Origin of the sequence: Motiliproteus sp. MSK22-1, from assembly GCF_001968815.1 — a bacterium.
GTDB lineage: Bacteria > Pseudomonadota > Gammaproteobacteria > Pseudomonadales > Balneatricaceae > Motiliproteus.
In genome coordinates this window covers 472031-497102 of record NZ_MIEQ01000044.1, presented here as the reverse complement: position 1 = coordinate 497102, position 25072 = coordinate 472031, and the positions used below count along the sequence as shown (strand labels likewise).

General features: G+C 47.0%; 23 protein-coding genes and 4 tRNA genes. 16 read left to right on the top strand and 11 right to left on the bottom strand.

Features of this window, described 5'->3' with window-relative positions; all coding sequences use genetic code 11:
- Nucleotides 1–346: 346 nt before the first annotated feature.
- The 7 genes from BGP75_RS12865 to BGP75_RS12835 all read left to right on the top strand — a co-directional run bounded on the left by BGP75_RS12865 (nucleotide 347) and on the right by BGP75_RS12835 (nucleotide 4847).
- Nucleotides 347–1792 carry a YcjX family protein gene (locus tag BGP75_RS12865; RefSeq protein WP_158070107.1) on the top strand — a complete coding sequence of 482 codons (1446 nt, stop codon included), beginning with the start codon at nucleotides 347–349 and terminating at the stop codon, nucleotides 1790–1792.
- The gene (locus BGP75_RS12860; protein WP_076719000.1) at nucleotides 1789–2826 is read left to right on the top strand and encodes a TIGR01620 family protein; all 1038 of its coding nucleotides are present in this window, start codon (nucleotides 1789–1791) and stop codon (nucleotides 2824–2826) included. The genes BGP75_RS12865 and BGP75_RS12860 overlap by 4 nt, the downstream gene beginning before the upstream one ends.
- 186 nt (nucleotides 2827–3012) lie before the next feature.
- Nucleotides 3013–3088, top strand: a tRNA-Ala gene (locus tag BGP75_RS12855).
- Between the two features lie 43 nt (nucleotides 3089–3131).
- Nucleotides 3132–3207: transfer RNA gene (locus tag BGP75_RS12850), tRNA-Glu, on the top strand.
- Between the two features lie 113 nt (nucleotides 3208–3320).
- A tRNA-Ala gene (locus tag BGP75_RS12845) sits at nucleotides 3321–3396 on the top strand.
- Between the two features lie 56 nt (nucleotides 3397–3452).
- Nucleotides 3453–3528 (top strand) — tRNA-Glu (locus tag BGP75_RS12840).
- Between the two features lie 392 nt (nucleotides 3529–3920).
- Nucleotides 3921–4847: a TIGR00730 family Rossman fold protein gene (locus BGP75_RS12835; RefSeq protein ID WP_076719323.1), complete on the top strand. Its 927-nt coding sequence runs from the start codon at nucleotides 3921–3923 to the stop codon at nucleotides 4845–4847.
- A 78-nt stretch (nucleotides 4848–4925) separates the two neighbouring features.
- Here BGP75_RS12835 and BGP75_RS12830 read toward each other — a convergent pair whose 3' ends face one another.
- Nucleotides 4926–5279, bottom strand: a complete 354-nt coding sequence (locus BGP75_RS12830) for a YkgJ family cysteine cluster protein (RefSeq protein ID WP_076718996.1) — start codon at nucleotides 5277–5279, stop codon at nucleotides 4926–4928.
- Nucleotides 5280–5618: 339 nt separating this feature from the next.
- Between BGP75_RS12830 and BGP75_RS12825 the strand changes: the two genes are divergently transcribed.
- Nucleotides 5619–6779: a YHYH protein gene (locus tag BGP75_RS12825; protein ID WP_198939355.1), complete on the top strand. Its 1161-nt coding sequence runs from the start codon at nucleotides 5619–5621 to the stop codon at nucleotides 6777–6779.
- Nucleotides 6780–6868: 89 nt separating this feature from the next.
- Here the strand turns inward: BGP75_RS12825 and BGP75_RS12820 are convergent, their stop codons facing one another.
- Complete coding sequence (locus tag BGP75_RS12820) at nucleotides 6869–7399, bottom strand: peroxiredoxin-like family protein (protein ID WP_076718990.1); 531 nt, start codon at nucleotides 7397–7399, stop codon at nucleotides 6869–6871.
- A 162-nt stretch (nucleotides 7400–7561) separates the two neighbouring features.
- On the opposite strand from BGP75_RS12820, the gene BGP75_RS12815 reads away from it, so the two are divergent.
- Nucleotides 7562–8407: an AraC family transcriptional regulator gene (locus BGP75_RS12815; RefSeq protein WP_158070106.1), complete on the top strand. Its 846-nt coding sequence runs from the start codon at nucleotides 7562–7564 to the stop codon at nucleotides 8405–8407.
- Between the two features lie 110 nt (nucleotides 8408–8517).
- On the opposite strand, the gene BGP75_RS12810 is transcribed toward BGP75_RS12815, so the two are convergent.
- Nucleotides 8518–9186: a DsbA family oxidoreductase gene (locus tag BGP75_RS12810; protein ID WP_198939354.1), complete on the bottom strand. Its 669-nt coding sequence runs from the start codon at nucleotides 9184–9186 to the stop codon at nucleotides 8518–8520.
- Nucleotides 9187–9598: 412 nt separating this feature from the next.
- On the opposite strand from BGP75_RS12810, the gene BGP75_RS12805 reads away from it, so the two are divergent.
- Nucleotides 9599–11845 (top strand): NADP-dependent isocitrate dehydrogenase, encoded by a 2247-nt coding sequence (locus BGP75_RS12805; protein ID WP_076718983.1) that lies wholly within the window; start codon nucleotides 9599–9601, stop codon nucleotides 11843–11845.
- A 314-nt stretch (nucleotides 11846–12159) separates the two neighbouring features.
- Here BGP75_RS12805 and BGP75_RS12800 read toward each other — a convergent pair whose 3' ends face one another.
- The 3 genes from BGP75_RS12800 to BGP75_RS12790 all read right to left on the bottom strand — a co-directional run bounded on the left by BGP75_RS12800 (nucleotide 12160) and on the right by BGP75_RS12790 (nucleotide 13917).
- Complete coding sequence (locus BGP75_RS12800) at nucleotides 12160–12654, bottom strand: hypothetical protein (RefSeq protein ID WP_143821047.1); 495 nt, start codon at nucleotides 12652–12654, stop codon at nucleotides 12160–12162.
- A gap of 489 nt (nucleotides 12655–13143) precedes the next feature.
- Nucleotides 13144–13359 (bottom strand): helix-turn-helix transcriptional regulator, encoded by a 216-nt coding sequence (locus tag BGP75_RS12795; protein ID WP_076718981.1) that lies wholly within the window; start codon nucleotides 13357–13359, stop codon nucleotides 13144–13146.
- A 9-nt stretch (nucleotides 13360–13368) separates the two neighbouring features.
- Nucleotides 13369–13917: a DUF2975 domain-containing protein gene (locus BGP75_RS12790; RefSeq protein ID WP_076718979.1), complete on the bottom strand. Its 549-nt coding sequence runs from the start codon at nucleotides 13915–13917 to the stop codon at nucleotides 13369–13371.
- Nucleotides 13918–14352: 435 nt separating this feature from the next.
- Between BGP75_RS12790 and BGP75_RS12785 the strand changes: the two genes are divergently transcribed.
- The 3 genes from BGP75_RS12785 (at nucleotide 14353) to aroD (ending at nucleotide 17745) form a co-directional block, all read left to right on the top strand.
- Complete coding sequence (locus tag BGP75_RS12785; RefSeq protein WP_076718977.1) at nucleotides 14353–15207, top strand: hypothetical protein; 855 nt, start codon at nucleotides 14353–14355, stop codon at nucleotides 15205–15207.
- 267 nt (nucleotides 15208–15474) lie between these two features.
- Nucleotides 15475–16104, top strand: a complete 630-nt coding sequence (locus BGP75_RS12780; RefSeq protein ID WP_076718976.1) for a LysE family translocator — start codon at nucleotides 15475–15477, stop codon at nucleotides 16102–16104.
- 861 nt (nucleotides 16105–16965) lie between these two features.
- Nucleotides 16966–17745 carry a type I 3-dehydroquinate dehydratase gene (gene aroD, locus BGP75_RS12775; protein ID WP_076718975.1) on the top strand — a complete coding sequence of 260 codons (780 nt, stop codon included), beginning with the start codon at nucleotides 16966–16968 and terminating at the stop codon, nucleotides 17743–17745.
- A 31-nt stretch (nucleotides 17746–17776) separates the two neighbouring features.
- Here aroD and BGP75_RS12770 read toward each other — a convergent pair whose 3' ends face one another.
- From BGP75_RS12770 to BGP75_RS12750, 5 genes are all read right to left on the bottom strand, one after another.
- Entirely contained in the window at nucleotides 17777–18547 is a 771-nt protein-coding gene (locus BGP75_RS12770) for an ABC transporter substrate-binding protein (RefSeq protein WP_076718974.1), read from the bottom strand.
- Between the two features lie 61 nt (nucleotides 18548–18608).
- Nucleotides 18609–19127 (bottom strand): winged helix DNA-binding protein, encoded by a 519-nt coding sequence (locus BGP75_RS12765; protein ID WP_076719321.1) that lies wholly within the window; start codon nucleotides 19125–19127, stop codon nucleotides 18609–18611.
- Nucleotides 19128–19205: 78 nt separating this feature from the next.
- Entirely contained in the window at nucleotides 19206–20513 is a 1308-nt protein-coding gene (locus BGP75_RS12760; protein WP_076718973.1) for a TRAP transporter large permease, read from the bottom strand.
- Nucleotides 20513–21046 carry a TRAP transporter small permease gene (locus BGP75_RS12755; protein WP_076718972.1) on the bottom strand — a complete coding sequence of 178 codons (534 nt, stop codon included), beginning with the start codon at nucleotides 21044–21046 and terminating at the stop codon, nucleotides 20513–20515. The genes BGP75_RS12760 and BGP75_RS12755 overlap by 1 nt, the downstream gene beginning before the upstream one ends.
- A gap of 470 nt (nucleotides 21047–21516) precedes the next feature.
- On the bottom strand, nucleotides 21517–22491 hold the full coding sequence (locus tag BGP75_RS12750) for a TRAP transporter substrate-binding protein (RefSeq protein ID WP_076718971.1): 975 nt from the start codon (nucleotides 22489–22491) through the stop codon (nucleotides 21517–21519).
- Nucleotides 22492–22680: 189 nt separating this feature from the next.
- Between BGP75_RS12750 and BGP75_RS12745 the strand changes: the two genes are divergently transcribed.
- The 3 genes from BGP75_RS12745 to BGP75_RS12735 are packed head-to-tail and all read left to right on the top strand — an operon-like array spanning nucleotide 22681 to nucleotide 25054.
- Nucleotides 22681–23415: a 5-oxoprolinase subunit PxpA gene (locus BGP75_RS12745; protein WP_076718970.1), complete on the top strand. Its 735-nt coding sequence runs from the start codon at nucleotides 22681–22683 to the stop codon at nucleotides 23413–23415.
- Nucleotides 23416–23426: 11 nt separating this feature from the next.
- A complete protein-coding gene (gene pxpB / locus BGP75_RS12740) occupies nucleotides 23427–24110 on the top strand; it encodes a 5-oxoprolinase subunit PxpB (RefSeq protein WP_076718969.1) in 684 nt (227 codons plus the stop codon).
- Entirely contained in the window at nucleotides 24110–25054 is a 945-nt protein-coding gene (locus tag BGP75_RS12735) for a biotin-dependent carboxyltransferase family protein (RefSeq protein WP_076718968.1), read from the top strand. Before pxpB ends, BGP75_RS12735 begins: the two co-directional genes overlap by 1 nt.
- The last annotated feature ends 18 nt before the right edge of the window (nucleotides 25055–25072 follow it).

The window sequence follows — 25072 nt, the reverse complement described above, 5'->3', positions numbered from 1 at the left end:
CGTAACGAATAAGCGCAACCAAGTCCGAGCGTCTAGGCCCAGCTGAGTAACCCGCATTATCCGTTGTGTTGACAGGGTATGTTCTACGACATACTTCATCAGAATTGAAATCAGCCCGCTCAACCCCATAGAAGAGGGTAGGTAGCCAATTTCGAGCACATTATATAATGGTAAACCATACAGTTATATAGATCATTGGCGATTGCTGCAGATTTGTTTTGAGATATCAGCCCTTTTTGGTGTTAACTGATCGAAACCTCGGGTCGGCGTAAATATTAAACGGTTCAGTCAGTGGTGGTGTTCAAAATCTGAGCTGGTCACACTCTGAATGTTGATTGGGAAAGGGATGACTTTGAATAACCGATTATCGGCACTACTTAGTTCGGAAAACTTGGATAGGGCCAAAAGGCAGATCCGAGATGCGGTGAATACTGGACTTGATCGGCACATTCGCCTTGCGGTGACAGGGTTAAGTCAAAGTGGTAAGACTGTATTTATTACCGCGTTGGTTGATCAGTTATTGCAATCTCATGAATCCAGAGCGCTGCCTTTTTTTCACGCCTGTAATGACAGCCGTATTCTTGCCGTCAAGCAGCTGAATGCCGATACGGATACCCCACAGTTTCCTTATCAGCAGGGGTTGCAGGCCTTAAACAACGAGCCGCCCGGGTGGCCAGCTTCCACCTGTGATCTGTCTTCGGTTCGTTTGGCCATACGTTACCGGCCACGAAGCCGCCTGCACCGATTGGTTAGTGAGTCAGCCACTCTTTATCTCGATATCATCGACTATCCTGGCGAGTGGTTATTGGATTTACCGCTGTTACAGCTATCTTACCGAGAGTGGAGCCAGCAGCAACGGGAGTTGCTGGGCAAAGAGCCGAGAAAGAGTCTGGCGGTTAAATGGTTAGAGGCAGTTTCTTCTTTTGATAGCTGCGGGATTGCGGATGAATCCCGAATCAAGGCGTTGAGCGAACAGTACCGGGGTTTACTGAGTAGTTTCAGAGAGCAATCACAAAAATTAAGTCTGATACAGCCCGGACGTTTTATTCTGCCGGGGTCGCTGGAGGGCAGTGAGCTGCTGTATTTTTTCCCGCTGGTTATCGGTGATGAGACAACAACCGACAAATACCCCTCTGGTACGAATGCCGAGCTTTTGGAGCGACGTTACAACGCTTATCGGGACCAGGTTGTGGAGCGCTTCTATCAGGAGCACTTTTCACATTTTGATCGACAGGTGGTTTTGGTGGATTGCTTAAAGACCCTGAATCAGGGGCAAGCCTGTTTTGACGATATGCAACTGGCAATTACCCAGATTCTGCACAGTTTTAACTACGGTCGTGCTGGCTTTCTTCGCCGCCTGTTCAGTCCCAGAATTGATCGGGTTTTATTTGCCTCAACCAAAGCCGATCATATAACTGCTAATCAACATCATAACCTGGAACGTTTCCTTGAGTTGGTTGTGGATGAAGCGAAACGGGAAATTCTGTTTGAAGGAATAGAAACCCGAAGCATGGCGTTGTCGGCATTTCGCTCTACAGAGACTGCAGAAGCCATGGTTGATGGCCAGAAGCTTTCCTGCCTGAAAGGGTTCAGAAAAGGTAACCATGAACCCGTGGCATTGTTTCCCGGGGAGGTGCCGACGGAATTGCCCGGTGAGAAAGATTGGAGCGCAGAACGATTTAACTTTATTGACTTCGCACCCCCTCGATTAGCGCAGATAAAAGGAAAAGCCGCATCCCATATACGACTTGATCAGGCGCTGGAGTTTCTGGTGGGGGATAAATTCTTATGAGCAATCAACCCGATAATTGGACCAAAGCACGGGAAATTGATCCTGACCAGTTGATTGATAGCCGTGATGATCTGGAGATAACGGAGACACGCAATGCCCAGATGTTAGACCCCGAGGCGGTTATCGTTCTTCCAGAGACAGAAGAGCCACCTCCTGTGGTGGAAACCTCTGATGCTCCCCGGCGTGCTTCATTCTGGGGAAAGCTATTTGCCGGTTCCACTGCTATCGTGCTTGGTTCTGCCGTTATTGCTGAATGTTATCGATTGAGCAGTTGGGGCTACGAGCAGCACTGGCTTTTAGGAAGTTTGCTGTCGGCAGTGATGGTGACCTCGGTTATTGCTGGTGGAGTCTGGAGTCTCAAGAGTCTCAGGGGGTTGAGACAGCTTAAACAGCGAGAGGCTATTCGAGAGATGGCTGAAGAGCTTCAGCACAGCCATGGCCAGGGGAGCGCGGCTGGGCTGTTGGAAAAACTCTGTTTACAGACCCGGGGAACCCGGTTGGATGCGCCATTACAGCAGGCAATTACTGAAATTGACTCGGTCTACAAAGACGGAGAGATTGTGCGTTTTGTATCCAATCATGGATTTCAGGAAGCTGACCAGCGCGCGATGGAGCGAGTAAGCAAGCATAGTCTGGAGACAGCAGTGATGGTTGGGGTCAGTCCATTTGTTACTTTTGATATGTTACTCATTGCCTGGCGTAACCTGAAAATGATGAATGAAGTTGCTGATATTTATGGTGTTGCGCCAGGGAGTGCAACACAGTGGCGATTGATTAAGCAGGTTTTGCATAATCTGGCCTTCGTTGGCCTTACTGAGTTAACGATTGACGGTGGTGGTGCGTTGCTGGGCAGTTCCCTGACCACACAACTGTCAGCTCGTATGGGGCAAGGGTTAGGAGCAGGTTTAATGACTGGGCGGGTAGGAATACAAGCCGTTCGACTCTGTCGGCCATTTCCTTATGATACAAATAAACAACCAAGATTGGGGCATATCCAGAAACAGATTATGGCTCGGCTCAAAGACCGGTTATAAGTGCGTTTAGCCAATAGGATCAGGGTGTTATCACTGACTTGCGATAATTATCCGGCTCACAGCCTCTGGCACAGGATTTAGTTTGACGAAGGTTAAGGTGCTGCTACCTGACTCGGACTAAAAAAGCGAAAAAACTCCTTGATTCGAGATCCGGGAAGCCTATAGAATACGCCCACGTTTTGAGACGGGGCCTTAGCTCAGCTGGGAGAGCGCAACACTGGCAGTGTTGAGGTCAGCGGTTCGATCCCGCTAGGCTCCACCAAAACCTGAACCACTCAGGTAGCGGTATTCAAAACGGCTCTTGCGTCCCATTCGTCTAGTGGCCTAGGACACCGCCCTTTCACGGCGGTAACAGGGGTTCGAACCCCCTATGGGACGCCATTTCTGCTCTTTGAATGCAAGCGTATATTTTCAGAGCCAGGATTATGTTTTCAGGACATAGTTTGTGCACAAAAATAGTGCTTGTATCAAAAAGAGTTAAGTAAAGAGCATACGGGGCCTTAGCTCAGCTGGGAGAGCGCAACACTGGCAGTGTTGAGGTCAGCGGTTCGATCCCGCTAGGCTCCACCATAATCTGGATACTGTCCAGGTTAGTGATTTCGAATAAGTGTGATTTTAAATACAGTGTCCCATTCGTCTAGTGGCCTAGGACACCGCCCTTTCACGGCGGTAACAGGGGTTCGAACCCCCTATGGGACGCCACCTTTCCTGACTTAATTCCCTCAACATTTACCCTATACATACTCCCTTTGATTTTTTCGTAGTTACCGGCATTTGATTTTTATCCTTTCCTTTATTTTACGTGCCTGTCTGTGCAGAAAGGCCAGGCTCCAGGCTATAGAGTGATTAAGTCCGGTCTATCAAGTTTGATCTAAGGTTTCTGGCCTCTGCTGAATTACAGTCGCTAAATAACCTTGTTCAGGCTGTTGCGTTTAATAAGGCCTATACTGGTTACCAATTCAGAAAGTTTCAGCCTCCGATTTTTGTATTTATAAGTCGATAAATTATTGAATGCATTGACGAAGTGCGGTGCGTTATTGATGATCGTCAGTTGCCAGTGGGGTGAGGAAATGGTCAATTCAAAAGGTGACACTATGTCAAAAAAGGAAGAGACATCAAAGCAAGATGAAAACCCAGGCACGATTTTTCCCAGTGCTGCGGACGATGTGGCGATTGCCAGGCAGGTGGATAAGGGAGACCCGCATTTGGATTCTCCTGCTTATCGGTTAGCCTACGATGATCAGGAGTTTATTTTACGGGATGAAATGCGTCCGGTAAGGCTTCTGCTTGAACTCAGCAAGACCGAGTTAGCGCTCAATGCTCACAATATTAACAGTACCGTGGTTATTTTCGGCAGTGCTCGAACCGTTGAGCCTGAAGAGGCGGAAAAACAATTGTCGCAGGCGCAGCAGGCATTGCAGCTAGACCCTGACAGTCAGGCGGCCAAACGGTTGTGCCAGCAGGCGAAGGTTCGCCTTCGGCACGCGGGCTACTATGCTCAGGCCAGAAAGTTGGCGCAGCAGATTACTGAGCAATCACTGCTCGGTAAGATGCCGACCTTGCATGTGATCACTGGGGGCGGACCTGGCATTATGGAAGCGGCTAACCGTGGAGCCGATGATTGCGGAGGAGTGTCTGTGGGGCTCAATATTGTGTTGCCCCGAGAACAGCGGCCTAACCCCTATACCCCACCGGAACTTTGCTTTCGCTTCCATTATTTCGCTATGCGTAAAATGCACTTTTTGATGCGTGCCCGGGCTCTGGTGGTGTTTCCCGGTGGCTTTGGCACTATGGATGAATTGTTTGAAACCCTGACCTTAGTGCAGACAAAAAAAATAAAACCGATGCCCATCTTGTTGTTTGGTCGGGAATACTGGCAGCGCCTGTTGAACTTTGACGTGATGGTGGAAGAGGACATGATTGATGCTGATGACCTGAACCGTTTTCGCTATGTTGAAAGTGTCGAAGAAGCCTGGGACATTATTGAAAGCCAGGTAACCGATGGCGTAGCGGGAGTCTGAGGGTAAGAGTGATGAGCGCCATTTCCTTTTGCCAGTATCTTTAATCAGTACGGCTTAATCCACGCTTGTCAGGTATGACTAGAGAAGAACCTGCCGGGTTGTTTTATGGAAAGTATGAATCTGGCGTTCTATTTTGGGGTCGGTCATTTCTGAAGGTCCGCAACCATTAGGACAGGGCAGGCTTGCCGTTGTTCCAAAGAGACGGCAAATCAGGGGGCGTTCCTGATATACTTCGCATCCATTCTCACCGAGATATGGGCAGTTGAATTCGGACAATGCCTGATCATGTTCCTCATCGCTTTTAGTCGGTAGTCGGGCGACTTCATCAGACGATGCCGTGACTGGGCCGCAACAGTCATGGCAGCCGGGTGTGCAGCTAAAAGAAGGTATGCGTTCACGAAAAACCCGTATCTTTTGATCGTTTTTTGTCATTTAGGCGTCTCGTCCGGTTGTCGTAAAGTTGCTGGTTTGTATTTAGGCTGCAGTAGTGTCAGAGCGTACTGATAGAGAATATTGACAGGGCTTTTAGTGAACAATTTTCTTCAGCGGTATTGTACTTGTTTCTCCTTATTTAGACAGTCTGAAGACCCTGATAGGCTCGCAGAGAGGCTGATGGACTGATTCCCGGGTTAGTTGGGCCCTTTTTCATATTTCCCTCACAATCAGTATTCCATATTTGGCTATAGTCCCAGTAGTGGAGTGTTCTTAAAGTGCTTAAAAAGCTCTCTGTGTAATGCTCTGAAAACTATTGAATATTGTTGGAGCGGCTGAATGATGAAAGGAATAACTGCTACCCGTCTAAGCCTTTTTCTACTTGGTTTTTCCGGCGTTGTTGCGGCTCATCCGCCTCCGGAAGCTACCAGTGCATGTGCGAATCTTCAGCGCGGTAGCAGTTGTGTGCTAAAGCTGGGGCATTCTACTCTGGGTGGGCAGTGTCAGGCTCCAGCATTGAGCGCTCAGCTGGTTTGTGTTCCTGAAAACCGCCTGGCTTTTAACACTACAAAAAATTATCAGCATCAGGGGAATGGGTCTGAGCGGAGAGTCATGGCCAATCATGGGGAATTTCAATCGAGAAGCGGTTATCAGCGTAGGCGGGCAGTCAGAAAACACACCACTAATCAATCTCAACAGCCGCTGCAGACGATTGCTGCTGATTCTGCTCCGATAGCAAGCAGTCGGGTTTCCATTACCCTTGAAGGAGATTATCGGGTACTGCGGGCTAATGGCGTAGCAGCTCATACGACTGGAGCGTTTCCCAATCGAGGAAACCCCCACAGGATTCGAGAACAGAATTATGTTTACCGTATTCCCGCTAACCCCGAGTTGAGCGGAAAGATTACGCCGTTGGGATTGCATAACTTTGGGCTAGCTGTAAATGGTGTGCCATTTGATCCAGGCGCTGCTGAATGGTTTTTAGGTGACAGGAACGGTGATTGGCAATACGAGGCACTCTCTGGAGCCGTCCCGCTTGGAGTGGATGAAAACCATGCTCACGTGCAGCCGTCCGGAGCTTACCATTACCATGGTCTGCCGACAGGCTTGCTTTCAGAGCTGGATGTGTCAAGTCAGGCGCACTCTCCGATTGTCGGCTGGGCTGCTGATGGCTTTCCTATTTACGCTTTATATGGATACCAGAACAGGAAAGATAAAACCTCTGCTGTCGTTGAGATGACTTCAAGCCATCAGCTTCGCTCAGGCAGTCGTCCTGATCAGGGTTCCAATCCAGGAGGTCATTATGATGGCACTTTTCTGGCGGACTATGAATATATTGAAGGCTCGGGAACATTGGACGAATGTCAGGGGCGGATAACAGTGACGCCTGACTTTCCTGAAGGCACCTATGCCTATTTTCTGACCGAAGCCTGGGCAGTGATTCCGCGTTGCTATAAGGGGACTCCCTCCAAAGACTTCGTTGTTCAACGAGGCAGGTAGTTTTGTGTAGTAGGAAAATAGAGCCGGTTAGTTCGGTAACCGACTCGTAAACGCGGCAGATTCAAAGGGCTACAGTCCAGTCGATCCAGTTAAACCAGTTCTCCCCGAGCTGGATAGTCGTTTGCCAGTACAAAGCTCAGTGCTCCCAAAACTTCTCGGAAAAGAGGTCTTGCGAAGGGCATCGTGCTTATTTGACTCCAATAGAGTGTTTGGTCTGGACGGACTAAAAACAGGCCCGGTTCGCTAAACTCGGCAGGCTCTTCGATACCGATGGAGGTCTTACCCTTTCCAGCTGATCGATGCAGACCCCAGGCCTGGGCCTGCTCCGTGCTGACGCCGTAACCCAGGGTCAGATTTTTAAGTTCCCATTGTTGATTGGCTTCAATGGCACGCTCTTCCGTATCACTACTGAGGGCGAGAACAGAGACGCCGGCAGTCTGAAACTCCCCGGCTAATTTATCCAGCTCTTTAAGGTATTTGGCACAGATCGGGCAATGCAGGCCTCGGTAGAATACGATCATAGTAAAGTTTTTTGGTGTTTGTTCTGAAAGGGACCATGGACCTTGCAGCGTATTGACATCTAAAGAGGGGGTTGTCTGGCGAGGTTTAAGTACGTTCATCGATTTCTCCGGTTACTTAGTGTTTTAACACCATTCTTTTCCAGCTACGGAAAGGGATGTGAATGTAATAAGTCATTAATAAGAGTGATGTCTGGAAATGTAACCAAGAGAGATGTACGATTAGTACGCATAAACCCCTTTATATCTATCATATCGTACATTATGGATCGTTTATCTTCTTTACTGGATCTGTTCAGCCCTAAAGCACAACAAGTTGAGCTGATATCTGGAAAACAGTCTGGATTGCTGCTGCCGGGTGACTCAGCTATTGGATTGATTAATGATGGAGATGGTTTTATTAATCAGGGGCTTGGACAGGTTAATCCGAACCAGCAAGACAGAACCCGGATAAAACGGGGTGATCTTATCTGGGTGACCCAGGGCAGTCATCAACAGTTGTTTAGTGATGATGACCAGTTTCAGTTACTTTGTTGTCCTCTCTGTTTCGGTCCTGTCCGGCTTAATCCGCTTTTTGACATGTTGCCGCCAGTTGTTCGGATTCTGCAGGATGACCCGGCACGGCATGCATTAAATCCTGTTATTCAGCTATTGTTGCAGGAAAGTAGACAAAACCGGTGTGGACAGGAGACCGTTTTAAATCGATTGGCGGAAGTGCTGTTAGTACATGTTCTGCGTTTTTTAATGGAGCATCAGAAAATCGAAAAAGGGGTGTTGGCCGGGTTGTCTGATCTTCGCCTGGCCCGGGCGATCACTGCCATGCACCGCCAGCCTGAACAACGCTGGAGTGTAGAGTCTTTAGCGGCCGAAGCTGGCATGTCGCGTACCGCGTTTAATCAGCATTTTCGTGATACCGTCGGTTGTCCTCCTGGAGAATATCTGAGCCAGTGGCGTATGCGATTGGCTTGTCGGATGCTGGAGACCAATAAGTTGAGTATCAGTCAGATTGTTGACCAGCTGGGATACTTAAGTGAGACGGCGTTCTTCAGGGCCTTTCGGCGTCAGATCGGCGTGTCTCCTGGAAAATATCGTATGCAGGCGACTGCTTGAGGTTCAGGGCGTTTGTAAATAAATTGATCAGGTTCCGTCGGCCCTGTAGCCAAAGATCGGAGCAAGGGCTGTCTTCTGTTTTGAGAGGTTTATATTTGGCCAGTCGAGGATCAAAGTTCAGTCATGGATATTTCTATTTGCTCCTTAAGTACTTCTACTTCCTGAGCGCCTGAAAGTAGTCGTCGACCATTGAAGATAAATGCAGGAACTGCCTGAATACCATGGGCTAACCATGTGCTTTGTTCCTTTCTGACAATTTCAGCGAATTCCTGAGTTTCTAATACCGCAGCCGCCTTTTCTTCCTTAAGGCCGACTGATATCGCAGCTGTGATAAGTACATCATCCTGATCCAGTGCTTGCTGATCACTGAAATAGGCTTTAAAGAGCTGTTGCTGTAATTCGGTTTGCTTACCTTCTGAGTGGGCCCAGTACAGTAGCTGGTGGGCTTTAAAGGTATTGTAGATACGCATTTCGTCAAAGAAATTAAAGTTAAAGTTCAGCGAGGCACCGAGATCGGTGAGTTGCTGACGGATGCTCTTGCTGCCGTTGGAACTGGCCCCGTATTTCTCTGTCAGGTGCTCGCGCAGATTTTGTCCTCCCAGCGGCATCTTGCTATTAAGTTCAAAAGGCTGCCAATTCAAGTCGATGCTGAATTGTTCCGGGTAGCTGAGTTGCTCTTGATAGCGAGCCAAAGCTTGTTCGAGACGCTTGTATCCGATGACGCACCAGGGGCAGACAACATCAGAAACAATATCGATGTGCAGAGATTGTATTTTCACCACTCACTCCCTCAAACATTCATGCCAATCTTAAGCCGATTCGAACGGATTGATAGTACTCCCAGAAGATTTGCTTAGCTATCAAACGTCGATCTTTGATCGGCTATCGTTGCTTCTTTGGAAGGATAGCTCTGATTTATACTCTAAGTCTTGTTGTAAATTGACTACTCAATTATCATCTGTACCCTTATCAGATCCGGTTAATATTGGTCGAAATATAGTCTTTTAGTAGAATTTTTACAGAAAATGGCACTTTCGACTTTAGTGTTCACACCAAAGTGCAATACAATATGCCGCCGAATTTCCATTCCTTAGGCTTGATCTGTTGCTCTTAGGCTTTACAGCGGCAGTGGTAATCAAAAGTTACCGAATTCGAGTCCTTGGCCATCAGCCGGAAAACACAGGGGATACTATGACCACCAGCTCTCAGAATACAAACTCGCATACCATCTACTATACGCTGACCGATGAAGCGCCATCATTGGCAACCTGTTCTCTTCTTCCAATTGTCAGAACCTTTACCTCTGCCGCTGGCATAGGCGTTAAAATCTCCGATATTTCCCTGGGATCACGTATTCTGTCTGCATTTCCCGAATATTTAAGCGAAGATCAGAAAGTAGAAGATGGCCTGGCGTTTCTAGGCAAGTTGACTCAGGATCCGAGCGCAAACATTATCAAGCTACCGAATATCTCCGCGTCTGTGCCACAGTTGAATGCCTGTATTACTGAGCTTCAGGCGTCTGGTTACAAGTTACCTGATTTTCCAGAAGATCCTCAGACTGATGAAGAGAAAGCGATTCTGGATCGCTACTCAAAAATTCTCGGTAGTGCTGTAAACCCGGTGTTGCGTGAAGGGAACTCTGATCGTCGTGCTCCTTCCGCCGTCAAACAGTTTGTCCGAAAATTCCCCCATTCTATGGGTAAGTGGAGTATGGCTTCCCGTACTCATGCTGACTACATGCGCGGTGGAGACTTTTACTCCCACGAGCAGTCCGTCACTATGAGTGATGCGACGGATGTTCGAATTGAGTTCGTAGCAAAAGATGGTACGGTCACCGTTAAGAAAGAGCTGAGCCTGGAAGCCGGTGAAATCATTGACGGTATGTTTATGAGCGCCAAGGCTCTGTGTAAGTTTTTTGAAGAATCGCTGAACGATGCCAAAGAGTCTGGTGTTATGTGGTCCTTGCATGTTAAAGCGACGATGATGAAGGTTTCTCACCCCATTGTTTTCGGTCATGCAGTCACGGTTTTTTACAAAGATCTTTTTGAGAAACACGGTGCTTTGTTTGAGGAGTTGGGTGTTAATCCTAACAACGGTTTAAGCAGTGTTTACGAGAAGATAGAAGCTCTGCCTCGCTCCAAGCGTGAAGAGATCATGGAAGATATCCATGCCTGTTACGAGAACCGTCCCGAATTGGCGATGGTTGATTCTGTTAAGGGAATTACCAACCTGCATGTTCCCAGTGATGTGATTGTTGATGCCTCTATGCCAGCAATGATCCGTAACGGTGGCAAGATGTGGGGCCCTGACGGTAAGGCTAAAGATACCAAGGCCGTTATGCCTGAGAGTACCTACTCCACTATCTATCAGGAAATGATCAACTTCTGTAAAACCAATGGTGCATTTGATCCAACCACAATGGGTACTGTACCAAATGTTGGCCTGATGGCTAAAAAGGCTGAAGAATACGGTTCTCACGATAAAACCTTCGAAGTGGAAGAAGACGGAACCATGCGCATAGTCAAGGCTGATGGTACCGTGTTGATCCAGCATGAAGTTGAGAAGGGCGATATCTGGCGCGCTTGCCAAACTAAAGATGAGCCGGTTCGTGACTGGGTTAAATTGGCAGTTACTCGTTCACGCCAGTCGGATACGCCTGCTATCTTCTGGTTGGATCGTAACCGTCCGCACGATATTGAACTGATCAAAAAAGTAAATCTATACCTCCAGGATCATGACACCGAAGGTCTGGATATCCGCATCATGACTTATGTCGAAGCCATTCGCCGTAGCATGGAACGTATGATGCGTGGCAGAGATACCATTTCTGTGACGGGTAACGTATTACGTGACTATCTGACTGACCTGTTCCCAATAATGGAACTGGGCACTTCCGCAAAGATGCTGTCTATTGTGCCAATGCTGAAAGGTGGCGGTATGTATGAGACAGGAGCGGGCGGTTCTGCACCTAAGCACGTGCAGCAGGTCGAAGAAGAGAATCATTTACGTTGGGACTCTTTGGGTGAATTCATGGCCCTGGCCGTATCCCTCGAAGAGATGGGGATCAAGAATAACGATCCTCGTATTACTATTTTATCCAAGACTCTTGATCAGGCTACGGGCATGCTACTGGAGAATAATAAATCTCCTTCCCGCAAGACTGGTGAGCTGGACAACCGTGGTAGTCATTTCTATCTGGGAATGTATTGGGCACAGGCAGTGGCTGGACAAACGGAGGATGCTGAACTGGCAGCTCAGTTTGCACCTTTGGCTAAAGAACTGACTGACAATGAAGAGAAAATCATTGCTGAGCTAGCTGCTGCACAAGGTAAGCCTGCTGAGCTGGATGGTTACTTCCATGCCAAGCGTGAGACTGTTAAGAAAGTGATGCGCCCAAGTGCTACCTTGAACGCGATACTGGCTGCAGCCAATAGCTGATCTGATCAGCGGGTTGCTGAGGTATTGGCAGTCTGCGATCTATTGCTGTAACAAACGTTGTCGCGGCAAATAGAAAGCCCAAAGCAGTATAGCTGCTTTGGGCTTTTTCTTAACCCAGAGCCTGACATCGATCACCATGACTGCTGGCGGGTTGGGGCAGTAGTATTTCCGGAACGGAGACATTCGGTGATTGCTGGAAAGCGAAAAGGGTTGATCTGTTGGCTGGGGATTGTGATCTGAAAGACTTGCATTAATCTATGGTTTTCATCGGCGATACAGTCAGCAGCTTAAACAGATGCCTTTTAATTGACACTCTAGTGAACGGTCTGTCCAAAGCTTTCATCCAAGATAGTTTTATTACTGAGTTCTGATGTTGATAAGACAGGATCCTGGTGGGTTGAAAACAGCTTGAGATACGTTTTATCCAATATTGAAAGGCACTCAGCAGCGTATTTTCCAAAGGCGGTGTTTGGTGATTCATCGGTCAACCTTCCATGGATTCTGGTGCGTACTGATTGCATAATAGTTCTGCATAGGTCTGTTTGACCATCTTCATACAGAGATTTTGCTAGAACAATGCTTGATCCGGTAAGGTGATTGATGCTGATAGTGGAGCTAATCAATCGCTCTTCGAATAATATCTCTGCTGCCTCAAATGCGCCTCCAAATGACACAACGGCCTTGTTCAATAGAGCCAGATCATACTGTGTTTCGCCATCCTGCATTCCACGGTACCACAAGGTTATTGCTGCTTCGGGATTATTGCGTAGTTGATCACGGTGGTGATCACATAAGAATCTATGGTGCATAAAATTACCTCACTCATTGTATCGATACAGATATTCAGTAAATCTAAATGGTAACGGTAATTATTACAACAAATAAAGATAATGAGAATCAATAGCATTTGTTGGTATTGTCTGATTAAACCTTGCAGGAAGGGTTGTAACTGGTTAAAAATTTTGTGGGTAAGCAAAAAAAAGGCCGCTAATGCGGCCTAAAACTCAAACAAAGATAGGTTGGAATCGCTAGAGTAGCATATTCAACCTGATTTGTAATAGTAAATAATAATAATTCGTATTTGCGTGTGTGCTTGTTTTGAGGTACGCTGAACCTATAGATTTTACAGGTCTATGATTGAGTTTTTATGGGGCTGATACAGCCCCTTTTTAAGGGAATAAAATTAAAGGGGAGAGGAGAAAATGACCCAAAGTTTCTGGTACGGAATTGCTTTTATGGGAGTGCTTGCCTCACTAATGCTGACAGGTTTTGGATCTGTTATGTGAAGCAGTGAGAGCTTAGCTTTCAAACTCATGATCATATGCCAGAATATCGCCGGGTTGACATTCAAGAACCTGGCAAATTTTGTCCAATGTTGAGAAGCGAATGGCTTTAGCTTTCCCATTTTTCAGAACCGATAGATTCTGCTCGGTAATGCCCACCAATTGCGACAGCGTTTTCAAGCGCATTTTGCGCTTTGCCATCATTACGTCCAAATCGATACGGATGGTCATATCCTCTCCTTAAATCGTCTGGCTGTTTTCATCAGCAATTTGGTAAGCCTCTTTCATTACCCAGGAAATAATCAATACCAGAAAGCCAAGTACTATCGTCAGAAAATCAATGCCAGCAAAGCCCAGGCTTAGTATTCTTTCTCCCGGGGGGTTATTGAATGACAGAATTACGGAGATGGCTCCGCCGTATATAACTCCGCCTGCTACCCAGTAAAATAAACAGTAACCCAGTTTCTGGTAGTACCTTGCGTTTTCTTGAGTAAAAATATTTCCATTTTCGTAGTTTCGGAAAAGACGAATTAATATGCTTAATGCATACAGTACTATGCTCGCTACCAACAGACTGGCAAATGCAGCCAGTAATCGAGTGGTATAGGATAAATTCAGCTGTGTTAAAGAATCGATATTAAAACTGAGTTGGATAACACCTGCCTTGGTAAGGAGATCGAACTCAGTTTGCGCAGTCAACCAAAAGTAAACTACGCCAGCAGGAATGACAAAAAATAGAAGCTGGAGGAATAAACGCACCCTGCGGCTTTGCTTTTGAATGTTAGACATAGCTATCACCTCTTGTTTGGATAGCTGGAGTGTATGATATTAAATATAATTAATCGACAAAAAATTATCGTTTATCGATATTTTATTATTAATAATTAATTTTTATTTATCTCAATGTGGACCACCAGGCCAGGCTCTGTCTGGGTCACGGACATGGCCAATTGTCGATTCGGTCTCTTAAGGATGGCTCTTCGCAAGGCCTGAGAATAGCCTTTAATCTAAGACAAAATCTTTAATGTAGAACAGACAAGAATAGTCGCTGAGGGTTATCGACTGTACTCAGTTGGCTTCTAATCTAGTAAGCTGGATATTCAGGTTTAGAATCAGCTGGTATCAGGTCAGTTGTAGAAGTAAATTTGTGTAACGATTTCTGACTATATGCTGACGGAACCTCTAGAGTGGAAGTACTTGAGATGCTCATGCTAAGGAGCTCAAATGCAAGCAAACTTATTTGGTAAGTTTCTCCTGAGAAAGGGGTTGTTAAGCGAAAGTGAATTGCAGCATGCAATTGATCTTCAGCGGGCATCCCATCCGTTGCTGGGAGAACTGGCTGTCAGACTGAGCATGCTGAGTCCCGAACAGGTCGAACTGATTAATCAGAAGCAAATTCTTCAGGATAAACGCTTTGGGGATATCGCTCAGGGTGAAGGCTTGTTGTCTGCCATGCAAATGGAGGAGTTGCTGCGGCTGCAAAAGCAAGAACACAAGTATATCGGAACTATTCTGGTGGAAGAGGGTTATCTCGATTCAGAGCAGCTGTTGGTCGAGTTGGAACTCCATCAGCAGAGTTCGCAGGATGCTTTTAAAGCGCTGAACGCAGCCATCGAAGGCCACCCTCAGGCAGAGGTTTTGCTAAACAGTATAGACTTCTTTGGTAAGCTGTTTTTACGGATGCTTAAAGTCCACTGTCACCTGAAATGCCTACTGCGAAATGAAACTTTAGAAACCTTGGGTAACAGCGTCCATATTCCTGTTCAGGCGATCCCTCCCTTTGTAATCGGACTTGCCAGCAATGACCAGTCGCGGATCAATATCGCTAGTCGATTTATGGGGATTACCCCTGAAGAATGCGATTCCGTGCTGGCAGAAGATGGAATGGGGGAGTTGTTAAATATCATTCTGGGCCAGATGTTGAATGAGACAATGCCACAAGTATTGGAAGCGCAACGGATGGAACCCGATTTTTCTTGCAGTGCAGCAGAGTTGTTGCAAAGAGGTGAACAGTCATTGGCAGTAGAAATGAGTTCAGAATTAGGCAGTTTCGTCATTATTGTAGCTGGGAAGGCTTAGCCGTCAACTCTTTGATATACCTGATCTCTTGTGTTGACGCAGCAGTTCAGGTGAGTTCGTTCGGGGCGCAGTCCGATCGGCGACCGGGTTTAAGCTTCTGAAGATATCTGCTTAGTAAGTGGCTTGGCGTACTCACAGCGCTATGGTTGCTCGATAGTTATATCCTATAAACTTATTAAACTTAAAAAATGGTTTCTTAGATGTTGAATATGCGTAATATCTGAAGCTAATGGAAATAACGTTGATTTTAATGTAACAGAGGTGGACATGGATCTTTTTCAAGGGCTATTGCTAATCAGTTCTATTCATATACTTGCTGCCGCATCTCCCGGTCCCGACTTTGTGCTGGTATCACAACAAACGCTGACGAATGGTCGTCGATCGGGATTTCTGTGTAGTCTTGGCATCGCACTTGGCTTGTCTATTCATATCCTGTATTCCTCCTTTGGGCTTGCCGCAATTATCGCAAATTCAGCGGCAGCACTTTGGGTTATTAAGTTGCTGGGTGGTGGCTATCTTATTTACCTTGGAATCAAGGGGCTTAGGGCCAGGCCTTCGGTCAATTCTGAACCTATTGCTAAAACGATAGAACGCAACTCTGCGGCAAAAACAGTGGGTATTGGTTTTTTGTGTAATGCGTTAAACCCCAAAGCGCCAATCTATTTTGTCTCGCTGTTTACAGTGGTGCTATCGCCTGATATGCCGCTGTATCAGATTGCCATCTATGGTGTATGGATGATGTTAATTCAGCTGGGCTGGTTTTCGATGGTTGTTATCCTTCTTTCCAATCCATCGGTCAGTCGGCGGTTTAACGCTGTTGGTCATTGGATTGATCGTGTTCTTGGAGGGGCCATGGTGGCTATCGGCTTGAAGGTGATTGCAACGCGAACAAACTGAGTGTGATTAACGAGGCATGAGGTTGGTGAGCTGTTCAGGCATCCTGGTGTTTCTATTGGCTAGAAGGTCCTGCTATTGGCCAGAAGGTCCTGCGGGCTTGCAGGTTCTGGGATCAAACAGCTTCTGAAACCAAAAAAACGGCCTTTTCTGTGGGGAAAGAGGCCGTCCTGGTTTTTTGGCTGGTAGCGGTGCATAGTGAGCAGATCGGCGTAAGAGTCTACTCAATATGGCAGGCCACGGTATAAAACCTATTGTTACCTGAACTCCATTTCAGTCTGCTATGCAGAGATCCTTGATTACCTCTCCTTCTGGTTGTCTCTTCCGTAAGTCAGTGTGCTGTGGGTTAGGCAGCAACGGTTGTATCCAGTTGGTACAGGGCCATGGCGGCTCACGATAAATGGGCCCAGATTAACGTGCTCCGCATGGTCCTGCAGGAGTAACAAAGCAGCTTTTCAGCGCTGTATCAGGGCAACTGATCCTTCGACGCTTCCGTGCATCGGTTAACCACCTCCGGCCCATCCTGGAGCGGGGATGACTACTATCTATCCTGGGAGGAGATAGTGGATCAAAGCGCTTAACTAATATATTGCCTGTTGCTTCTTTGTTAAGGCTATTCTACACAATATTTATGCTAATGCAAACAATAATGATTCGTATTTATGATATTTTATAAATACTGCTTGATTCAGATGTTTCTGGAGTGGTTTATTGATGTTACCTCTGGCTGGAAGGTAGAAGATAAGTGAGTAAATGGCTTAGAGTAGGGCCTTTGATTGGCTTTAGTTGACTTTCATTCTTGAGAATATATGCTCTGGCGCTCACACTGTGAGACTCGTACCAACCTACTTTCCGGATACTATCTTGAAAACTGAAAAACAGATCAAAATAAAGGGTCAAGCTGTCAGTAAGGGTAAGCAACCTTTGGTTTGTTGTCCTTTAGTGGCCAGTAATATTAGTGATTTGTTAGAGGAGGCTCGGGCGATAATCGTCAAAACTCCAGATCTGATTGAATGGCGGGTTGATTTTTTTACCGATATTTCCGATACCGATAAAGTGGTTGAAGCGGCTCGTCAGATTAAATCTGTAATCGCAGATATTCCGTTATTGTTTACCCGTCGAGCGGAGCATGAAGGGGGGCAGAGGATACCCCTTTCGGAGGACGAAGTGGTACAGATGTATACTGCTGTCTGCGCAAGCCGAAGTGTGGACCTGATCGATTATGAGCTTAGTAATCCTGCAGATAATCTGGACTATCTGAGAGCCTTGTGCCAGCAGCATCAATTGGGTCTGGTTGTCTCCTATCATAATTTCAGCTGTACTCCTTCTGAAGATGATATTGTGCAAAAATTGCTGGATGCTGAAGCTGCGGGAGCTGATATTGCCAAGGTGGCGGTGATGCCTGATGGGCTGGATGATGTACTTCGTTTACTGAGCGCGACGCTCAAGGCTAATCAGGCGTTACAGATACCGCTGATTACCATGTCGATGGGGGCTTACGGCTCATTAAGTCGAATGATCGGTGGGGTTTTTGGGTCCGCCGTTACCTTTGCTGTAGGACGGACAAGTTCGGCGCCAGGGCAGATGAATATCGATGAGGTTAACACTGTTTTGGAGATCGTTAGTAAGCAGCTATCCGAGTAGTGTGAGAATCGCTGTCCAAAAATATACACCGTTAAAAACGCAGCTCTGGCGCAGATGGTTTGCCGGAAGCAAGGCTGCGCTTGTTTATTTGATGCAACTGGCCGCTGCTTTTAAATCGATTCAATACCTGTTCGAACCTTTCAAGCAATGCCCTATGCTTTGGACTTCGGGTTAAAGCAAGGTAACTGGGAACTGACTCCAGGGCGGGAGTGAGTCTGCGAAACTTTCCGACCAGCCCCAGCTTTTCAATATAGTATTCGGCTGCATCCTGATTGCTGATTAACAGCTCTGTGCGTCCTATTGCCAAAAGATCGAATTTGGAGATTTCGTCGTTGACCGTAATGCTGTTAACAAAGTTCTGCCTGGAGGCATCAAAAACACTGCCATAACTGACGGAACGAGTCAGGGCGATACGGTGTGGATATAAAGGTTCCAGATCTCCGCTGAATTCTATGCTGGAGTCTTGACGGACATAAATTGAAATACGCTGATCGATCAGGGGCTGGTTGGGATAGTCCAGAAACGCTAAGCGTTCCTTTGTCTTGAAAATGGTGAACACGCCATCTGCAGTTTTATACTTGAGTGCTCGTAATGCTCGCGCCCAGGGTAACACCTCTATGTCTATTTCCACTTCCAGTTCGTCAAAAATCGCTCTAATCATCTGAGTGGCGATACCCTTTATTTCCCCTTCCTCGGCATAGACATAAGGGGGGTATTGCAGGGCAACCAGCTTTAGAGGATCAGCATGGGCTGAGTAGCTGAACAGATTCCATAGCAATAAGATAAATAAGAGTTTTTTCATTAGTAACCTCAAAAGGTCAGGCTGTGATCACTAAAGAACTCCTTTGTAATATCCAGCCTTTTTAAAGTGAAGCCGCTGCCCTGGAAGCTTGGTCGTAAATACCGGAAAGCGTGCGTAACGCCTTAGCCACTTCGCCTATTTCCTCGTTGGACAAGCTTAGAGCCGTCAGGGATTCAACTAAACATGCCTCACGGACTTCCCGATATTTTCTACAAAAATTCTGACCTTGTTCAGTTGTCCGATAGAAGGTTTCTTTACCCTGCTTCGATCCTTTGATCATACCCTGGCCAACCAGTTTTCTTACCGAATAAGCGATGGTATGGGTATCTTCCTGATTCAGTATAAAACAGATATCTGACACCTTTTTGGGCCGTTCTCTATGATTGATGTGATGTACTACAAGGACATCCAGCGGCGTAAGTCCTTCCACTCCGCTGCTGCTGGAACAATGCAGCATCCAGCGTTGAAAAGAGTTGTTTGCAATTGTTAATCCATATTCAAACTCACTGAGTTCGCTACTGAGTTCTGAAACCAGATGGGACGAAGAGACGATAGTACCGAAATCTTGCTCGTCGGACATGGTATTACCTTGTATTTGAGACTGCCGAATGCCGACTTGTTGCATACACGGACAGTCTCGTTGTGTTATTTAGGCTTCTTAGTTTGCCGTCATTTGCTCCGGTAAGAAGGTGACTATCCCTGGGAACAGAATGATCAAAAAAACCGCCAGTAATATTAAAAGAAAAAATGGTGCCGCAGCCTTGGCAATATACCACAGATCCTTCCCGGTCAGACCCTGGATTACGAACAGGTTGAAACCTACAGGGGGAGTTATTTGTGACATTTCTACCACGAGAACGATAAAGATACCGAACCAGATAAGATCGATACCCGCTTGAGAGACCATTGGCAGCACCACTGAGGTTGTCAGTACTACCACCGAGATACCATCCAGGAAACATCCGAGAAAAACAAACAGGACCGTGAGGGCAATCAGCAGCATAAAGTTGGATAGCTGCATATCGGCAATCATTTCTGCCAGCATCTGCGGCAAACCGAGAAATGCCATGGCAGTGGTCAGGAATGCAGCACCGGCCAATATCAGAGCGATCATGCAGGAGGTCTTGGTCGCGCCCATCAAGCTGTCCATAAAGGTCTTGAAATTCATGCTACCTGTCAGTGAAGCCAGAACCAGTGCACCGGCAACCCCAAAAGCGGCAGCTTCGGTAGTGGTGGTCAAACCGCCATAGATGGAACCAAGCACAAATATAATCAGCAGCATCACCGGAATCAGGGCTGCGGATTTTTTTACCTTGCTGATAAAAGGGATTTTCTCGATGGTTTCATCAGCCGATTTATTGCCGCTGATAGCAAACCAGATCATGGTGAAACCCATAAACAGGGAGACCAGTAGCAGGCCAGGAAGGACACCAGCAATAAACAGCCGGGCAATGGATATCTCCGCTGCGACGCCATAAACAATGAGGATGATGGAAGGTGGAATCAGCAACCCAAGAGTGCCGGACCCAGCTAAGGTACCTATCGCCATTTTATCGGAATAGCCGCGCTTTTTTAGCTCCGGCAAAGTCATTTTACCGATGGTGGCTGCCGTTGCCGCCGATGAACCTGAAACTGCAGCAAATATTCCACAACTGACGATATTGACGTGCAGTAATCGTCCTGGGACTCGCCCTAACCAGGGGGTCAGCCCCTTGAACAGGTCTTCTGCCAAACGTGTTCGGAAGAGAATTTCTCCCATCCAGATAAACAGTGGTAAAGCCGTTAGTGCCCAGCCGGAAATAGCTCCCCAGGTTGTCGTGGCATAGATGTAGCCAAAAGAGTCGTTTCCGTAGAGATACATCCCGACCAGCGCTGCCGTGAACAGTGACAGCGCAACCCACATACCGGCTGCGAGAAAGGCAAACAGGCCGATGATTACAATAATTGATATCGTTAAGGATTCCACTAGCACCCCTCCTCGGTAATAATCTCTAACTTGTCCAGTTCTTCAGCAGCAAGGAAGGCTGGTTTTTCACCTCGCAGCGCCGTTATAAATTCATCAAGCAATGCAATGGTGAATACCAGCAGGCCAAAGGCCGGTGTGCTCTGGGGTATCCATAGCGGAACAGGGATATATCCTGAGGATACTTCTTCAAAAATAAAGGACTCGTAGGCCATATAGGACATGTGATACGTCATAAAAGCCACCAGCAGAGTGGCCACTAGCAGTATACAAAGTTCAAGCTTGTGACGAACCGGGCGAGGGAAGTTCTTATAGACCAGGTTGACGCGAATATGAACGCCGTGTCTGAATGTATAGGCAAGCCCAAGGAAGCTGGATGCTGCCAGTAAGTATCCGGAGAAATCTTCGGTAGAAGGAATGATGATTCCAAACCATCGGCCGATGCTCTGGGATAGAATGATAAGGGTGATAATCAAGATGCAAATCCCTGCCAGTACACCCGATGCATCGTAGAGAAAATTAAGCGACTTACGCATCACGGCTCTCCAGTAGGAAGGTGGATGGTTTGCTAAAACAACAGTGATTAAAAGATACCCTGCCAAAACAATACTGTTCTGTCTTAAGGATTAGGGGCTGTAGGTTGCAGGTGCCGACTGATTGGGATCTGCTTGTTATATGTGTGCGCATTGCGGGTACCGCCTGGTAAGAAAAGACCCGAAAATTGTTATTGTTTTTGCTTTATTATGAACGGCGCGAAATTCTTTAACGTTACGCCTCTGAGGCTATACACCAGCAGAGGCAACCGGTTGAACTTCACGCTAATCTTACTACCCGTAAAGGTAAAAGCACCGCTTGGCTTACTGCTGAGCATAGAACAAAGGGGTTGATTCATTTCCTGTGATGTCAGTGGATGCTGTTGTACGGACTCTCACAGAAATGACCACACCCCTTCTTCAGGGTTGCTCGGGCCTGTTACGCCTCCCGGGTTTTCAGTTGCTGCTTTTGTTTACTTAAAGTATGCATCCAGAACTTCACCGGCTTGACTGCCAGCTGCCTTAGCCCACTCTTTGGTCATAATCTCACCGAGGCCGGCCAGATCTGATTTTAGTTTGGAATCAGGCTCGGTAACCTGGATGCCGTTCTTGGTCAGGGTTTCGGTTTTTTGTGCAGTTTCCTTACGGGCCATATCCCATCCACGTTTTTCTGCTGTGGCGGCTGCACTCATAACGGCTTGCTGTACGTCCTTAGGTAGTCGCTTGAAGCTGCGGCTATGGACAATGACCATATTTTTTGGAATCCAGGCCTGAGCATCATTGTAATAGGAGACGTAGTCCCATGCTTGACTGCTTACGCCGGTAGAGGGAGAGGTGATCATGGCGTCGATCATCCCGGTACTGAAGGCTTGTGGAATCTCGGGTGTCTGTACTGTTGTTGGGGTTGCTTTCAGCAGTACGGAAAGACGCGACAATGTCGGGCTGTATGAACGCATTTTACTGCCCGCCAGGTCATCAATATTTTTGACTTCTTTCTTGCTGTAGATTCCCTGTGGTGGCCAAGGCACGGCATAAAGTAGCTTCAGTCCGTCTTTGGCAAGACTCTTCTCAACAGCTGCTCTTGAGCTTTCCCAGAGTTTTTTCGCGGCAGTGAAGTCCGTGGCCAGGAAAGGGATGTTGTCAACTTTATAAATCTCATCGTGGTTGCCCAGAATCCCCATAAACAGCTCACCAACCGGGACTTGTCCGGTGCGGACAGCGCGATGAATTTCGCCATGCTTAAACAGTGAAGCACCGGAGTGGACTTTTATCTGCAACTCTCCGTTGCTCAATTTGTTTACGTCTTCAGCAAACGCCAGAACATTCTTAGTGTGGTGAACACCATCACCATATGGTGTCGGCATATCCCATTTGGTAGCAGATAGCGCAGGAGAGCTTGCTAGCAGTAGGGCTGTCGCAGCGGCCGCCGCTTTTACAAGGTTGTTCATTGCAGTAACTCCGATTGAGTAATTTTTTTTATGGGGTGTGCACTATCTAAGTTATAGCAAATATTTTTTGAAGTCAATACGCATACAAAACGCTTGTAAAATGCATTTGAAATGGATATTTTGTTTTAAGACGACGCAAACGAGGTTCTTCTGGCCCGTGTCAGGAGAAAAACCTTGAGGAAAAAAATAATGAAATTGAATTGCGATATGGGTGAAAGCTTCGGTAGCTGGAGCAAAGGCATGGATGCGGAAGTGATGCCTTATATAGACATGGCTAACATTGCCTGCGGCTTTCATGCCTCAGATCCAATGACAATGGATCTGACGGTGCGAATGGCTTTAGACAATAAGGTGGAGATCGGTGCACATCCAGGTTATCCGGATTTGCTAGGGTTTGGTCGGCGGGATCTCACTTGCTCAGCTCAAGAACTAAAAATGATTGTGACTTATCAGATCGCTGCACTGGATGGTATCTGTCGGGTTAATGGAACCCGGATTTCCTACGTTAAACCTCATGGCGCTCTATACAACAAGATGATGCAGGATGCCGATGTCCTGACAGCAGTGATGGCAGGGGTTGCAGACTATAACCGGGAACTGGCGCTCGTTGTCCTGGCCAAGTCTGACCGTGATGCTGTCGAGCGTCTGGCTGATGCCAAGGGCCTGCAGCTGCTCTTCGAAGCCTTTGCGGACAGAGCCTATGATGACAATGGCAACCTGGTGAAACGCAATCAGCCGGGCGCAGTACTCCAGGATCAGCAGCAGATAGAACAACAAGTGCTGGAGATTGTCCGGCAAGGCAAAGTGACCTCTCTTGGAGGGCTGTCAGTTCCTTTAAAGGCAGATACCATCTGTGTTCATGGTGACAATGAGCAGGCTGTTTCAGCTGCCCGCCATATTCGTGAATCTATTGGCGTACTTTAGTCGGGGGATATATGAAAATTCAGCCCCTTTCTGAAGATTCGTTGATTGTTTACATGGGCGATGGTATCGATCGTTTGGTCGCCCGGAAAGTAAAGGCTGCCACCTATCGAATACGACAGGACCTGTTCAGCTATGTGGTGGACATTATTCCCTCCTATAACTCCATTCACCTGACTTACGATCTCACTCAGGCTGATTTTTTCTGGTTTCATTCACAGCTGAGAGGTTTGCTGGCTGACATTGATGGCATGACTTTCAGCGATCAAAAGGGTGCCGTTATAGAAATACCGGTTTATTACGGTGATGAAGTGGCGTTGGACATCGCAGATATTGTTGAACGGTGCCATCTGAGTCGCGATGAAATTGTAACTATACATTCGCAACAGCTGTACACGGTTTACGCCATTGGCTTCAGTCCTGGTTTTGCGTATTTGGGTAATACCGATCAACGAATTGCCATGCCGAGAAAAAATACCCCAAGACTCCGAGTACCTGCCGGCAGCTTAGGTATTGCTGATACTCAAACGGCTATTTATCCCAGCGATTCTCCTGGAGGTTGGCAGATTCTGGGACGTACTCCCATTGAGTTATTGGATTTTCAAAAAAGCTCTCTTACACCTATGGATATGGGGGATCTGGTTAAGTTTGTTGAAATTGACCGGAAAGAATATCTGTCTCTGGGAGGGCGATTGTAATGGCATTTAAAGTGATCAATCCGGGGCTAATGACTGTTACTGAAGACTTTGGTCGCTTTGGTTACCAGCATATTGGAGTGACCACCGGTGGACCCATGGATGAACATGCCTTTCTTTGGGCTAACCGCCTGCTAGGCAATTCTTTTGATTCTGCGCAACTGGAAATCACCATTGGTCAGCTCAGCCTGGAAGTTCAGCAGCCGACGACAATAGCGATCACCGGAGGAGATCTCGGAGCCAGCATTAATGGTAAGCGAATTAAACCCTGGTTCAGCTATCCGGTTGATAGTGGTGACCTTATTGCTTTCAATACCGCTGTTAATGGTTTAAGGGCATATCTGGCGGTAAAAGGGGGATTTGATTTCCCTCAGCAGTTAGGCAGCGCATCAACGGTGTCCAGGGAAAAGATAGGAGGGTTGCGCTCTGATGGGAAGAAGTTAGCGCCTGGAGATCTGCTTAATTACAAACCGACACATCCACTTCCTCATACCAGTGTGCCGAGTCAGTTTATTCCTGATTATCAGGCACCTATTACGCTGGGCGTCATTCCAGGTTATCAATGCGACAGTTTTTCTAAAGCTGAGATAAGCAAGTTCTTTAGTAGTGAATATGAAGTCAGTGCAGATATTGACCGTATGGGATATCGACTATCGGGTGAACCCGTTCACAGCTCTCTTGATGGAATAATCTCGGAAGGTATTTCATACGGTGCGATACAGATCCCTAAAGATGGACAGCCGATCATCTTGCTGCGAGACCGCCAGACCATTGGAGGCTATCCAAAGATTGGCTGTGTCACATCGCTGGATGCTGCACGGATATCGCAGCGAGGTCCGGGGACGAAAGTTCGCTTCGCCCTCAAAGACATCCACGAGGCCGAAGCTGATCGTATGATTTACAACAACTTTTTTGGTATTGGCCGTCGTATAGCGCCGGTTAATTAAATACTGCTGCAACGATCT